10 protein-coding genes and 3 pseudogenes are annotated in these 13,949 nt (G+C 72.1%); 4 read left to right on the forward strand and 9 right to left on the reverse strand.

Annotated features, from left to right (window positions below):
• Nucleotides 1-52: 52 nt before the first annotated feature.
• Entirely contained in the window at nucleotides 53-1,333 is a 1,281-nt protein-coding gene (locus tag AC07EG_RS20660) for a serine hydrolase domain-containing protein (protein WP_478254755.1), read from the reverse strand.
• 952 nt (nucleotides 1,334-2,285) lie between these two features.
• On the opposite strand from AC07EG_RS20660, the gene AC07EG_RS20665 reads away from it, so the two are divergent.
• Complete coding sequence (locus tag AC07EG_RS20665; protein WP_478254756.1) at nucleotides 2,286-3,680, forward strand: pyridoxal phosphate-dependent decarboxylase family protein; 1,395 nt, start codon at nucleotides 2,286-2,288, stop codon at nucleotides 3,678-3,680.
• Here the strand turns inward: AC07EG_RS20665 and AC07EG_RS20670 are convergent.
• From AC07EG_RS20670 to AC07EG_RS20680, 3 genes are all read right to left on the reverse strand, one after another.
• A complete protein-coding gene (locus tag AC07EG_RS20670) occupies nucleotides 3,643-4,143 on the reverse strand; it encodes a hypothetical protein (RefSeq protein ID WP_478254757.1) in 501 nt (166 codons plus the stop codon). The two genes, AC07EG_RS20665 and AC07EG_RS20670, sit on opposite strands and share 38 nt — an antisense overlap.
• A gap of 65 nt (nucleotides 4,144-4,208) precedes the next feature.
• Nucleotides 4,209-4,511: a hypothetical protein gene (locus AC07EG_RS20675; RefSeq protein ID WP_478254758.1), complete on the reverse strand. Its 303-nt coding sequence runs from the start codon at nucleotides 4,509-4,511 to the stop codon at nucleotides 4,209-4,211.
• 2 nt (nucleotides 4,512-4,513) lie between these two features.
• Nucleotides 4,514-5,920, reverse strand: coding sequence for an MFS transporter (locus tag AC07EG_RS20680; RefSeq protein WP_478254759.1), 1,407 nt, complete (start codon nucleotides 5,918-5,920; stop codon nucleotides 4,514-4,516).
• Nucleotides 5,921-6,064: 144 nt separating this feature from the next.
• Here AC07EG_RS20680 and AC07EG_RS20685 point away from each other — a divergent pair, with 144 nt between their 5' ends.
• Nucleotides 6,065-6,994, forward strand: coding sequence for a LysR family transcriptional regulator (locus tag AC07EG_RS20685; RefSeq protein ID WP_478254760.1), 930 nt, complete (start codon nucleotides 6,065-6,067; stop codon nucleotides 6,992-6,994).
• On the opposite strand, the pseudogene AC07EG_RS20690 reads toward AC07EG_RS20685, so the two are convergent.
• The 4 genes and pseudogenes from AC07EG_RS20690 to AC07EG_RS20705 all read right to left on the reverse strand — a co-directional run.
• Nucleotides 6,954-7,376: pseudogene (locus tag AC07EG_RS20690) on the reverse strand (LuxR C-terminal-related transcriptional regulator); the annotation flags it as partial. The gene AC07EG_RS20685 and the pseudogene AC07EG_RS20690 sit on opposite strands and share 41 nt — an antisense overlap.
• A gap of 68 nt (nucleotides 7,377-7,444) precedes the next feature.
• Complete coding sequence (locus AC07EG_RS20695) at nucleotides 7,445-9,256, reverse strand: AMP-dependent synthetase/ligase (RefSeq protein ID WP_478254761.1); 1,812 nt, start codon at nucleotides 9,254-9,256, stop codon at nucleotides 7,445-7,447.
• 29 nt (nucleotides 9,257-9,285) lie between these two features.
• Nucleotides 9,286-10,046: pseudogene (locus AC07EG_RS20700) on the reverse strand (crotonase/enoyl-CoA hydratase family protein).
• Nucleotides 10,047-11,645: 1,599 nt separating this feature from the next.
• Nucleotides 11,646-12,182: pseudogene (locus AC07EG_RS20705) on the reverse strand (type II toxin-antitoxin system Rv0910 family toxin); the annotation flags it as partial.
• A gap of 64 nt (nucleotides 12,183-12,246) precedes the next feature.
• Here AC07EG_RS20705 and AC07EG_RS20710 point away from each other — a divergent pair.
• A complete protein-coding gene (locus AC07EG_RS20710) occupies nucleotides 12,247-12,840 on the forward strand; it encodes a TetR/AcrR family transcriptional regulator (protein WP_478254762.1) in 594 nt (197 codons plus the stop codon).
• An 18-nt stretch (nucleotides 12,841-12,858) separates the two neighbouring features.
• A complete protein-coding gene (locus AC07EG_RS20715) occupies nucleotides 12,859-13,065 on the forward strand; it encodes a hypothetical protein (protein ID WP_478254763.1) in 207 nt (68 codons plus the stop codon).
• Between the two features lie 31 nt (nucleotides 13,066-13,096).
• On the opposite strand, the gene AC07EG_RS20720 is transcribed toward AC07EG_RS20715, so the two are convergent.
• A complete protein-coding gene (locus tag AC07EG_RS20720; RefSeq protein ID WP_478254764.1) occupies nucleotides 13,097-13,930 on the reverse strand; it encodes an SAM-dependent methyltransferase in 834 nt (277 codons plus the stop codon).
• Nucleotides 13,931-13,949: the final 19 nt, after the last annotated feature.

The following is a 13,949-nucleotide window of genomic DNA, read 5'->3' on the forward strand; positions in this document are numbered from 1 at the left end:
GGCACAACGGACAGACCCACCGGAGGCGGGCGGGAGGGAGGGGGGAACGCGCTCAGCGGCGCCGGGCGAGACGCCCGCCGATTTCGACCGCGGTGGCCGCACCGGGCTCGCCGTGGAACCGGCCACAGGGGGTCGCGCGGCCGGTGGCCGGGTCGCGGACGGTGAACGTGCCGTCGTCGTACCGTTCGAGGCCGGGGAAGACTTCGCCGTCGGCCACCAGCGCGACGCCGGTCCCGTCCGGCTGGACGGTGAAGTCGACCGCGCCGTTGCGGTAGGTGCCGAAGTCACCCTCGGGCAGCGGCACGGGGCGGGCACCGGCCCCGGCGGTACCGCGGGCCGGGAGGGCGACCCCCAGCGCTCGCAGCTCGTCGACCAGGTCGTGCCAGAGGTCGGTGCCGGCCGCGCTGTTCGTGGTCAGCGCCACCACGCAGGCGCCTGCCTGGTCGACGCGCAGGTGGCAGGAGGTGCCGTCGGCGTTGCCGTCGTGGCCGAGCCAGACCTCGTCCCCCGCACCGTAGTGCGCGATGCCCAGCCCCCAGCCGTCGGCGAGGCCGAACGGTTCCGCGACGGCGACCGGGCGGTGCATGTCGGCCGCGGTCACCACGTCGAGCAGGCCCGGCTTGCCGAGGTGGACCCGGCCCAGCTCGACGAGGTCACCGGCGCTCAGCGCCAGTGCTCCCGCGGGGTCGAGCATCGGCGGCAGGAACTGCTCGACCGGCCGGGCCGCCCTGGTGTGGCCGGACACGGCGCGCGGGTCCCCGACGTGCACGGGCTCGATCCCCAGTGGACGCAGGACGATCGCCTCGGCGGCTTCGCGCCAGGTCATGCCCGTGACCGCTTCGATCACCGAACCGACCAGCGCGTAACCGAGGTTCGAGTAGGAGAACGCGGCACCGGCGGGGCACACGGGTTCCGCGCCGCGCACCTCACGCAGGCAGTTGCCCGCCACGTCGGCGGGGTCGGACGGCAGGCCGCTGGTGTGGCTGAGCAGGGTGCGCGCGGTGAGCGAACCGTCGAGGCCGGCCACCCCGAGCACCTCCCCGGCCGGTTCGTCCAGTCCGAGGTCGTCGTCCGCGACCAGCGCCAGCACCACGGTGGCGGTGACCAGCTTGGTGATCGACCCGACCGGCACCGGGGACGATGCCGTCATCGGTGGTCCAGACCGGTGCGTGACACCGGTCTGGACCACTGTCTTCTCACCGTCGCGGAGGAGCGCGAGCTGCGCCCCCGGCACCCGGTGTTCGCGCACCAGGCGCGTGAGCGCCGCGGTGAGGTCTTCCGGGGCCACGGGGGGTCTGTCCGCCCCTTCGCGGCCGTCGTTCACGCCCTGCATGACCAAAGCCTCCGAAAAATAGCCGAACCCGCAAGTCAGTGGAAATCGTGAACTGTGGACGTGCCCCCACGGCACCGATTGTTCCGTCCACAGCCGGCAACCGGAAACAAAGGCTGCCGGGCACCGGAGATCTTCTGTACCGCCAAATGCGGGAATCCCACACTGTGGCGGAGCGGTTCAATGCTACCCAACGTGGCGACCTTTCCGGAACGGTTCCAAAGCCTGAACACCATTGCGCCAAGCCACTTCTTCCGGTTACGCGTGCATGAACGAACACACGGGCGACGACAAAAGGGCGTCGTCGGCCGCACCGGGGTGGCGCAACGGTGAACAGAACCTCCCATCAACCAGGCCTTCGCCGGGCAGTACAACCTGTTCGCGTCGCCAAGAACCCGAGCTCGCCGCAGCTCCGCCAGGTGGCGGTCAGCGGGAACCGGGTGACACGAAGCGATGTTTCCCGCCTCCACCCCGTCCCAAACATCGGTTCCGCAGCCGATCTTCGAACCTGTGATCATTTTCCCGCCCGAACCGCGCCCAACTGCGGAAACAATATGTGGATCTTGAATACGAACAATCTACTGGCGGGTCAAGCAGCACGTTCGCCTGCACGTGCATACGGCTGTGCACGCCGCGCCCAACAGAGAATTGACTTCAGCTGTCGATTCCGATATCACCCGAATGGACAGTAACGGCATCGATTCTCGATATTCCGGACTAGTTCGCCACCACGATCGAAAAAAGGTCGGTCGCCTGTGGTGACCATTCGATGAACCACCACCCGCCACCCGGTTAACCATTGAACGACGTACAATCCGGCCGGGCGCCGGGGAATTGTGTCCACTTTGGAGTCCGCCACCCCGCCGCCGGACCACGACGTCCGTTTTCCGCCGGATCCACGCCCGGCGGGCGGCCATAGTCGTGGCAGCGAGAACTGCACCCGCGAAGGAGAGGGATGACCAGCCGACACCCGCTGCTGACTCGAACGGCCGCCCACGCCGGGGCATATCTGGACGGGCTGTCCCAGCGCCCGGTGTCGGCGACCGCGTCACTGACGCAGCTGCGGGCCGCGCTGGGCGGCCCCCTCCCGGAACGGGGCGCGGAGGACGCCGCGGTCATCGACGAACTGGTCCGCGGGGTCGAGCCCGGTTTGCTGGGCAGCGCCGGTGGCCGGTTCTTCGGCTGGGTGATCGGTGGTGCGGTGCCCGTCGCGCTCGCCGCCGACTGGCTGACCTCCGCGTGGGACCAGAACGCGGCGCTGTTCGCCTGCGGGCCCGCCGCGGCCGTCGTCGAGGAGGTCACCGGGGAGTGGCTCAAGCAACTGCTCGAACTCCCGCGGCACGCCTCCTTCGCGTTCACCACCGGGGCGCAACAAGCACACGTCACCGCCCTGGCCGCCGCGCGCTCGAAGCTGCTCGCCGAGCACGGCTGGGACGCCGAGCGGCAAGGACTGGCCGGTGCACCGGCGATGAGGGTGCTCACGGCAGGACACCACCACGCCTCTGTGGAGCGTGCCGTCCGCCTGCTCGGCCTCGGTACCGACTGCATCCAGCGAGCAGCTGCCGACGACCTCGGGCGCATCGAGCTCGCCTCGCTCCAGCGCCTGCTGGCCGAACGGGACGCGCCCACCGTGGTCTGCCTGCAAGCCGGGGACATCAACACGGGCGCGTTCGACCCCTTCGCGCAGGCGTGCCGGATCGCGCACGAGCACCGGGCCTGGGTCCACGTCGACGGCGCGTTCGGGTTGTGGGCGCGGGTGAGCCGGCACCACCGCCACCTGCTGGCGGGCGTGGAAGACGCGGACTCGTGGACCACCGACGGCCACAAGTGGCTCAATGTGCCGTTCGACTCCGGTTTCGCGTTCGTCCGGCACCCGGTCGCGCACCGGACAGCCATGTCGGCCCGCGCCAGCTATCTGGTGCACGCCGAGGGCACGGCCAGGGACCAGCTCGACTGGACCCCGGAGTGGTCGCGGCGCGCACGCGCCCTGCCGGTCTACGCCGCCATCCGCTCCCTGGGCCGGGACGGGATCAGGCACCTCGTCGAAGCGTGCAGCAGGCACGCGCACCGCCTGACCACCGAGATCGGCGCGCTGGACGGCGCCGAACTGCTGGTGGCGCCGATCATCAACCAGGGCTTGGTCCGCTTCCTGGCCGCGGCAGGAGACCACGACGCCTTCACCGACCGGGTGATCGACCACCTCCAGCGCGGTGGCGAAGCCTGGTTCGGCGGCACGACCTGGCGGGGCCGGCGGGCCATGCGCGTCTCGGTGGTCAACTGGCAGACCGCCGAGGACGACGTCACCCGCGCGATCACCGCCGTCCGCCACAGCCTGGCGGCACTGAGCTGATGAGGCGCCTGGCCTCCGCCAGGACTTCGGCGTCAAGATCGTCGGTCGAGCGCCGGTCGTAGTCCGCCATGTCGTAGGCGTCGTCCAGTTCGGCCAGCGGTTCGGCGAGTTCGAGCGTGTGGTGCCCGAAGGTGCGGTGCACCCAGGCCGCCAGCTGCCGAGGGGTGACCGCCTGCGACAGCGCCCGGGCGGCCATCGCCCGCAGTGCCGCCTCGCGCGCCGGGGGCGTGTCCCGCTCGTGGAAGTCGAGACCGACCTCGCGCAGGGCAGCCGCCAAGTACGCCGGGGCTTCGTCGTCGGCGTTCCTCACCGACACCGCGGCGAGCATGCACAGCGATGGCCCGTCGACCCCGGCCACCAGCAGTTCGCACGCCGCCCGGACCAGGTCGGCCGCCCCGACCTGGCCGACGTACCACAACCCGACGGTGTCACGCAGGTTGGACCGGGCGATCTCGGCACTCACCCGCCCATTGTGACCGGCGATTCCGCGACAGTCGCGCGCTTTTTCGCCAGACCCGTGCGGACGACCTAAGCCCGCCCGCCTTCGACGGCGTCGGTGATGAGGTCGTGCAGTTCATAGCTGGCGTCGTAGATCCGCTGCTTGACCGGCTCGGGATACGCCTCGGCCGCGGCCTGCGTAGCCGTCACCAGCTCAACCAACACCCCCACCGCAGCCCGCGGCAGGTCCTCGGCCCCTTCCCACGCAACAGCGCAATCCCGCAGCGCGGCGGTGAGCGCGTCGTAGCGGTCCTGCCGGAAACCCTCGTTGGCCCGCAGGGCCACCAGGAAGTCGCCGGAGGTGTTCTCCAGCCGCCGGATTTCGGTACTCACGGTCACTTCCTCCTGCGGGACGACAACGACTGCAGGGTAACCACACCGCCGAGGGCGAGCACGGTCACGCCGATCACCCGCAGCCCCGAACCCGTGCCCGCGACGAACGCCGCGACGACCTCCTGGGGGCGATCGGTGGCCGCGAGGGCTTCGGCCACGGTGTGCGCCGAACGCAGGCCGGGGGGCAGCGCATCGACGAAACGGGCGGTGGACACCGTGCCGACCACGGCCACCCCGAGTGCGCTGCCGTACTCCCGGGTGGTCGCCTGCAAACCGGCACCGACCCCGGCCTGGGCGGGCGGCAGCGAACCGGCGATCACACCGGACAACGTCGGCAGCGCCAGCGCCACCCCGGTCCCGGTGACCACCAGCCACGCCGCATAAACCGGGTAGGCGGTCCCGGCGTCGCTCGTGGACAGCCCGAGCAAGCCACCGCCGACGCAGGCGAAGGCGAGCGCGATCGTGGTGTCGAGGCCGATCCGGCTGCTCAGGCGTCCGGCGTGCCGCGCGCCGAAGATGATCGGCAGGGTCAGCGGGATGATGCCGAGCCCCGTCCCCAGCACGCTGAACCCCATGCCGTACTGCAGGAAAGACGCGTTGAGGTAGAACAGCGCGAACATGCCGAAGAAAACCGCGGTCATGCCGAGGCAGGCGTTGCGCAGCCCCGCGATCCGGAACAACCGCGGGTCGAACAACGGCTGCTCGGTCTTCAGTTCGACGAAGGTCCACACGGTGAACAGCACCGCGGCCCCGGCGAACCCGCCGACGACGACGGGACTCCCCCAACCGGCCTCCGGACCCTCGACGATGCCGAGCAGCAAGGCGACCGACGCCGCGACGAGCAGCAGCGTGCCGGGCAGGTCGAGACGGCGGTCGTGCCGTGGTGACACCGGTGCGGTCCGGCCTGCCAGCGCGGCGAGCAGCAGCGCCAGCGGGACCGCGGCGGCGAACAGCCAGCGCCACGACCCTCCGGAAAGGACGGTCCCGCCACCGGCGTTGCCCGCCACCCCGCCGATTCCGGTCATCGAAGCCCAGGTGGCGATCGTGGCGGTCCGGCGCTCGGCGGGCACGGCGTGCAGCAGGATGGCGAGCGTGTTCGGCAGCACGGCGGCGGCGCCGATCCCGGTGACCGCCCGGCCGGCGAGCAGCACGGGCACGTTCGGCGCCACCGCCGAAACCAGCGCGCCCGCGGCGAACAACACCAGCCCGGCGAGCAGCACGCCCTTGCGCCCGAAGCGATCCCCCGCCGCGCCACCCGGGATCACCAAGCAGGCGAACACGATCACGTAGGTGTCGACGATCCAGACCAGGGCCGAGGCCGACGGGTGGAGCGCGCTCGCGGCCAGCATCGGCACGGCGAGGTTGATCGCGGCGACCATGCCGACGACGAGCACCACGCAGGCGCACATCACCGCCGTCAGGCCGCGCCGTGGAGCCGTAACCCGCGCTCGTTCGTGAAGAAGGTTTTCCAGCGCCATGTCCACGACGGTAGGAACGCCGAGGCTGTGCTTGCCACGCAACTTCGGCAACAGGTAGTTGCGTACGATGCAAACATGGCTGACACGCTCGACCTGAACCTGCTGCGGGTGTTCGACGCGCTGCTCGCCGAAGGCAGCGTCACCGCGGCGGCCGAGCGCCTGCACCTGTCCATTCCGGCCACCAGCCGGGCGCTGGGCAGGCTGCGGCGGGCGATGGGCGACCCGATCCTGGTGCGGGCCGGGCGTGGCCTGGCCCCGACCCCGTTCGCGCTCCGGACCGCACCGCGGGTGCGGTCGCTGCTGGACGAGGCGTCGGCCCTGATCAGCGCCGACCGCGAGGTCAGGGTGGCCGAACTGGAGCGCACCTTCACCATCCGCATCAACGACGGGGTGGCCGCGACCCTGGCCACGGCGGCGGTCGAGGCCACGGCCGCGGTCGCGCCCGGGGTGGTGCTGCGCTTCGTCACCGAGGGCAGTGAAAGCACCGAAGCCCTGCGCGACGGCTCGATCGACCTCGACATCGGCGCCGGCGACCACCCCGCCCCCGACATCCGGACCACCGCGCTCTACGCCGAGCGCGTGGTCGGCATCGTCCGGGCGGACAGCCCGCTGGGCCGCCACCGGCGCCCGACCCCGGCGCAGCTGTGCCGCCACCCCCACGTTTCGGCCTCCCGCCGCGGCCGGGCCCGCGGACCGCTGGACGACGCGCTCGCCGCCGCGGGCCTCAGCCGCCGCGTGGCCGCCGTGGTGCCCAACTCCGCCGTCGCCGCTTTCCTGGTCGCGTCCAGCAACTACGTCGGGCTGGTGCCCCAGCGCCTCGCCGAGCAGTACGGCCCGGCACTCGGCCTGCGCTGGTTCCCGATGCCGGTCGACCTGCCGGAACTCGAGGTGCGGCTGCTGTGGCACGCCCGGCTCGACGCCGATCCCGCCCACCGCTGGCTGCGGGAAACGCTGCTGGCGGCGTTCAGGGCTCCGGCGGGCGGGGCACCGGCAGCCCGCGGTTGAACGCCTCGGCGACCGCGGCGGCGCGATCGCCCACGCCGAGCTTGCCGTAGCTGCTGAGCAGGTGGGACTTGACCGTGGCCTCGGTGATGAACAGCTTCGCCGCCGCGTCGCGGTTGGTGGCCCCGGCCGCCACCAGCCGGAGCACCTCGAGTTCCCGGGGGCTGAGCGGCCCGGTCGCGGCCGAGCGCACCCGTTTCATCAGCGACGCCGCCGCCGACGGGGCGAGCACCGCCTCCCCGCGGGCGGTGGCCCGGACCGCCCGCAGCAGTTCGTCACCGGGTGCGTCCTTGAGCAGGTAGCCGGTGGCACCCGCCTCGATCGCGGGCAGCACGTGGCTGTCGGTGTCGTAGGTGGTGAGCACCAGCACGCGGGCCCCGAGGCCGGCCAGTTGCGATGAGGGTGAGCCAGCTTCTGGGAAACCGTCATTTCATCGTGGTTCTCCACCACGCGTCACCGGTAGAAAGCGGCCAGCAGCTCCGCGTTGTTGTTGGCGACCACGTTGCGCTTGACCTTCATCGACGGTGTCAGTTCACCCGACTCGATGCTCAGGTCGTGGTCCAGGATCTCCCACTTCTTCACCGTCTCCCAGCGGTTGAGGCCGGAGTTCAGCTGGTCGACGTACTCCCCGACCATCGCGCGCACCTCGGCGGAGCGGACCAGTTCGCCGTAGTCCTTGCCCGCCATGCCGTTCTCCGCCGCCCAGGAAGCCATCGCGTCGGCGTCGAGGGTGATCAGGGCGACCACGAAGTTCCGCTCCGCCCCGAAAACCAGGAACTGGCTGGCGTACGGGCAGATCGCGGCGAACTTCGATTCGATCGACGACGGGGCCACGTACTTGCCGCCGGAGGTTTTGAACAGGTCCTTCAGCCTGCCGGTGATGGTGAGGTAACCGTCCTCGTCGAGGCTGCCCTGGTCACCCGTGCGCAGCCAGCCGTCCTCGGTGAACGCCGCGGCCGTTTCCCCCGGCAGGTTGTGGTAGCCCGCCATGATGTGCGGGCCGCGCAGCAGCACCTCGTCGTTCTCGCCGATCTTGACCTCGGCGCCGGGCAGCGGCCGCCCCACGGTGCCGAACCGGTTGGTGTCCGGGTGGTTCACCGCCGCCCCGGCGGTGTTCTCGGTCATGCCGTACCCCTCGAGGATCAGGATGCCCGCGGCGCCGAACCACTCGGCGATCTCCCGGTTCAGCGCCGCCGAGCCCGAGATGAAGAACCGCACCCGGCCACCGAACCGGGCCCGCACCTTGCTGAAGACGAGCTTGTCGGCCAGCGCGTGCCGCAGCTTCAGCGGCAACGGCACCGGCTCGCCCCGGCGCTTGAGTTCCTCGACCCGCAACCCGGTTTCGAACGCCTTCTGGAAGATCTTCTCCTTCGCCCCGCCCTCGGCGGCCTGCATGGTCTGGATGCGCGCGTACGCCTTCTCGAAGATGCGCGGGGCGGCCCCCATGAAGGTCGGCTTCACCTCGGCGCAGTTGTCGACGATCTTGTCCACCCGCCCGTCGATGGCCGAGGCGAACCCGCACGCCAGCTGCGAGGACAGCAGCACCTTGCCGAACGCGTGCGCCATCGGCAGCCACAGCAGCTGCAGGTCCTCCTCGCCGAGGATGTGCTGCGCCTCGATCGCCGCGCCCTCGTAGACCCAGCCCTGGTGCCGCAGCCGGACGCCCTTGGGCTTGCCGGTGGTGCCGGAGGTGTAGATGAGCGTGGCCAGGTGGTCCGGCTGGATCGCCTCCGCCGTGGCCTCGATGACGCCGGGGTGTTCGGCGAGGTAGGCGTCCCCGAGTGCGCCCAGTGCGGCCAGGTCCAGCACGAACTCGCCGTCGGCGGTGCCGTCGAAGGTGATCACCTTCGTCAGGTTCGGCAGTGACTCACGGGGCACCTTCGCGATCTGCTCGTCGTCCTCGGCGAAGAGCACGCGGCACTCCGCGTCGCCGAGGATGTAGGCGGTGTCGGTGGCGTTGGTGGTCGGGTAGACCGTGGTCGTCGCCCCACCGGCGCACATCACCGCCAGGTCGGCGAGCACCCACTCGTAGCGCGTACCCGACGCGATGCCGACGCGCTGCTCGGACTCGATGCCGAGCGACAGCAGTCCGGCGGCCAGCCTGCGGACCTCGTCGCTGGTCTGCCGCCAGGTCACCGACTCCCACCCGCCGCCGTCGCGGGGGAAGCGGAACGCTTCGAGGTCCGGGGTCCTGGCGACCCGCTTGAGGAACTGGACGGCCACGTTGGGCTCGAGGTGATCGACGAAGCCGGTGTCGACGGTCATGGTGCTCCTCATTCGTTCGCTGGGGTGGTTCAGCGGCCGGTCCAGACCGGGGACCGCTTTTCGGCGAACGCCGCGACGCCTTCGCGCGCGTCCTCGGAAAGCAGCACCGGACTGGCCAGTTCACTCTGCCGTGCGAAAGCCTCGGCGGCATCCCAGCCGGCCGCGGCGTCGATCACCTCCTTGCCCACGCGGACCGACAACGGTGCGTTCGCCGCGATCCGGGCCGCCATCGCGAGCGCCGCGTCGAGCGCGGTGCCGCGGGGCACGACCTCGTTGACCATTCCCAGCCGGGCGAGCCGGTCGGCGGGCAGCGGCTCGGCGACCAGCGCGAGTTCGAGCGCGACGGCACGCGGCAGGCGGGCCGCCGTGCGCCAGAGCCCGCCCGCCGCGGCCAGCAGCCCGCGCTTGGCCTCGGGCAGCCCGAACTTCGCGTCCTCGGCGGCGACGATGAAGTCCGCGCAGAGCGCCAGTTCGAAACCACCGGCGAGGGCGGCGCCTTCGACCGCGGCGATGGTGGGCTTGATCGGTGGTCCGGCGGTCAGGCCCAGCGGCCGCGGCGGTCGGTGACGGGCACGGAACCGCGGTTCGCCTCGGCCAGGTCCATGCCCGCGCAGAAGGTCTCCCCCGCCCCGGTCAGCACCAGCACCCGCACGGCCGGGTCGGCTTCGGCGTCGTCGACCGCCTGTTCGAGGGCGAGGGCCATGCGCCGGTCGACCGCGTTGCGGACCGACGGCCGGTTGAGCGTGATCACCGAAATCGCCCCGTCCGGCCCTCGGCGTTCGGTGCGCACGGGCGCGTCCGGTGGCGGTGGCAGTTCCTGGCGAGCCCGGTCGACGACCTCGATCCGGCCGTCGGTGGCGCGGACGCGACACCGCAGGAAGTCCGTCTCGGCGGACGGATCTTCCTGACGCAGCAACACCCGGGTGCCGTGGTCGTCGAGCACGCTCAGCAGCCACGCCTCCGGCTCGCCGTCGCCGCGGTGGACCAGGGTGGCCGCCTCGACCACACCGGTGCCGGGCAACTCCGTCGACACCGGGCGCGTCGCCGGCCGCGAGAACGCCGGGCGCAGGTGCGCGAACGCCTTCTCCGGCGGGGTGGCGGAGTAGACGCCGACGGAGTGCTTGGTGGCGTACCAGCCCAGCGAAGTGGTGAGGCCGACCTCGGCCGGAGCGTCCCTGAGCCGCGGCACCATCGTCGCCACCGCGTGGGTCCCGTAGTTGTTGCCCGGCCCGCCCGCCGACGTGAGCCCGCCGGTGACGCTCAGCGGGCGCGACGGGTCGTCCCACGGCAACCCGAGCGCGTTCGCCGCGAGCTGGACCGCCGAGGGGAAGCACGAGTAGAGGTCGACCGGCCCGAGGTCCGCCACGGACACCCCGGCGTGCCCGAGGGCAGCCGCCCCGGCCGCGGCGATCGCCGGGGACTCGGCGAGGTCGGCGCGCTCGGAGACGAACCACTCCTCGGTGGCCGACGCCCCGGCGTGCACGAACACCCAGCGGTCCTGCGGAACACCCGCCGCCCGCGCCGCCGCGACACTGGTCACCACCAGTGCGGCGGCCAGGTCGACCTGGAGGTTGGCGCACATCAGCTTGGTGTACGGCTCGCTGACCCAGCGGTTCCGCTCGCCCGGCGTGGCGATCTCCTCGGCCGTGCGCGCGGCCGGGTCCCACGCGTACGGGTTCCCGGCGGCCACCTCGGACATCCGCGACCAGAGCGCGGCGATGCGCTCGCGGTGCTCGCCGGGTCCGCTCCCGGCGCGTCCCCGCAACGCCGATTCCAGCAGCGGGTAGACGAAGATCGGCGCCCCGAGCCCCACGGCGGTCTCGGCTTCGTTGTTGGCGGGCCGGTCCTGCCCGATCTTCCGGTCGGGCGCGGCCGATCCCGGTTGCCGCCTCCACCCCGGCTCGCGGCCCCGGCGTTGCAACGCGGCCATCGTGGCACCGGCTTCGGCTCCCGAGATCAACGCGATCGCGGCGCGGCCGTCGACGATTTCCTGAGCCGCGTCGTTGACCGCGAGCTGACCGCCGTCCCCGCCCTGGGCGCTGGTCTGCACGGTCGTCGCCCGCGTGGCGCCGACGAGTTCGGCGACCGCGCCCGCCTGGTCGGCGTAGCTCCAGGAAGCGCTCGGCACCGCGTAGACCAGGTCGGCCTGGGACAGCAGGTCGATTCCGGCGCCGGAATCGGCAGCCGCCGCCCGCAGCGCCTCGGCCGCCAGCTCGGCCGGTTCCCGGGGTGCGGCCAGGTCCGGCCGGCGCTGCACCACCTGCCCGACGCCCACCACCACCGGGGTGCGCGGGTCGAGCAGCCTGCCGGTCCGCTCGTGGCGGACCGGTTCGCCCGGTACCGGCAGCCGCCGCCCCGGCGCGCCCTCCGCCAGGCCGCTCAGCGCGGTGACCGAATCGGCGAGCGCCTGCTCGACGCTGCGCACCGCCGTCGCCCCGACCGGCCCGCGCACCGGCGAACCGTCCAGTGCGGCGTCCAGCCGGATGACCGCGCCCCCCGGCGACGGCCGCACGGTGCACCACAGGCCCAGCGTGATGCCCATCGGCCCGGTGCCGCGCAGGGCGAACCCGTGCTCGTCGGCCCGCTCGGCCACCCACCTGACCTGGGCGGGGACGTCCATCAGCCGGATCTGCTGGGTGAACTCCGCCCCCGGTTCGATCCGGCCGGGCCGTTCTCCCCGCCACGCCGCGTGCAGGGTCAGCCATTCGTGGGCCCGGTCGAGGTCGCGGGCGAGGTCGACGACCACGGTGGGGCCGGCCGAGACGGTGCCCAGTGCGGTCACGTGGCGGGCGTAGCCGTCCACCCCGGCCGGAGCCGGCACCTCCGGCAGGTCCGGTGACGGCACCTGCTCGGTACGCGTGAAGCGGTCACGCACCAGCGCACGCAGCACGGGCACCAGGGAACGCAGCGCGGCTCGGGCCTTCATGCACGCACCTTCCACAAAGCAGTCCGATCAGACTGTTTCGCGATCGTGCCACTACAGTGGCCCCGTGTCCACAGTGCAGCCCCCTCGGCAGGACCGCTCGGCGGCGACCCGCGCGCGGTTGATCGAGGCGGCGTACGCCTGCCTGCTGGACGGCGGCTACGCGGCCACCACGGTCGGCGCGGTGCAGCAGCGGGCGGGGGTGGCGCGCGGCACCCTGCTGCACCACTTCCCCACCCGCGCGACGCTGATGGCCGCGGTGGTCGACGACATCGCCGACCGGCGGCTCGAGGTGCTCGACGGGGCGGCACCCACCGGCGGCGGCTGGGACGCCGTGGTCGACCTCGTCTGGCGTGACCTGCAGAGCCCGGTGTTCGCCGCGGCGCTCGAACTGTGGGTCGCCTCGCGCACCGACGCCGAGCTGCGGACCGCGCTGGCCCCGGTGCAGCGGCGGGTGTTCACCTCGATCCGGCGCGCCATCACCGCGTTCGTCGGCGAGGACGACCCGCGGGTGCCGACGCTGGCGCAGTTCACCATCGACCTGCTCACCGGCACCGCGATGAGCCGGGTGGTCGATCCCGATGCCGACGTCTCGGTGGTCGTGGAGCGCTGGAAGCAGACGCTGGCCGCCCTCACCGCTTCACCGGAATTTCCTCGCTGACGCCTGATCCCACGCGCTGTGGCGGAAACCGGGCCCGCACCCAGCGCACCGGCGGCGCTCGCCGCGGAACGCGCGCTGGGCGTCGGCTTCGGTGCCATCGAGCCCAGCGCCCAGGGCGTCGCCTTTCGAGCACCCCGGCGGCGGCTCACCTTGCCCTTGGTGCCGCTGCACGAAATCGCCAACCTGGGCTTTTTGCTCGCCCCCTGCCGCCGATTCGGCAAGTAGCCGCTCAACGGCGCCGGACCGGGGAACCCCGTCAGGGCTTGCGGCCGACCGCCGCGACGATGCAGTTGCCCGCGGCCGGGCGCGGGGTGGTGCGCGGGCCGGTGGGGTACCACTCGTCGTTGACCACCAGGCCGGGTGGGAGCAGGTCCAGGCCGGTCAGCATCTCCTCGATCTGCGCCCGGGTGCGGAAGAAACCCCGGCTGATGCTCGAGTTGAGGATCGACTGCACCCGGTGGGCGACCGGGCTGTTTTCGTTTTCGGGGTCGAAGAAGTGCGAGAACACCACGTACGAACCCGACGGCAGCGCCTCGACGTACTCCCGCATCACCTCCGCCGGGGCGAGGCCCTCGTCGGCGGAGTGGTGGTGCAGCGTGGCGACCTGCAGCAACGCCAGCGGGCGCTGGAAGTCCAGGTGCCGCAGCACCGTCTCGTGCTTGAGCACCGCGGGCGGGTCGAAGATGTTCGCGCCGACCAGGTAGGTCTTGTCGTTGTCCTCCAGCAGCGCCCGGCCGTGCGCCAGCACCACCGGGTCGTTGTCCACGTAGACGACGCGGGAGTCGGGGTTCTCGCGCTGGGCGACCTGGTGCGTGTTCTCCGCGGTCGGCAGGCCGGAACCGCAGTCGAGGAACTGGTCGATGCCGGCCTTGCGGGCCAGGAAGCCCACCGCCCGGATGAGGAACTTCCGGTTGCTGACCGCGATCTCGTTCACCTCGGGCACGGCGGCGTTGAGCTGGGCCAGCAGCTGCCGGTCGACCTCGTAGTTGTCCTTGCCGCCCAGCGCCGCGTCGTACGCCCTGGCCACGCTCGGCGTGGTGGTGTCGATGCCGGCCGAAGGCAGCTCTTGCGCGGCGGTGTCGTCGGCCATGAATACCTCGCAAATCGGA

It is taken from the genome of Amycolatopsis sp. NPDC045836, from assembly GCF_056431745.1.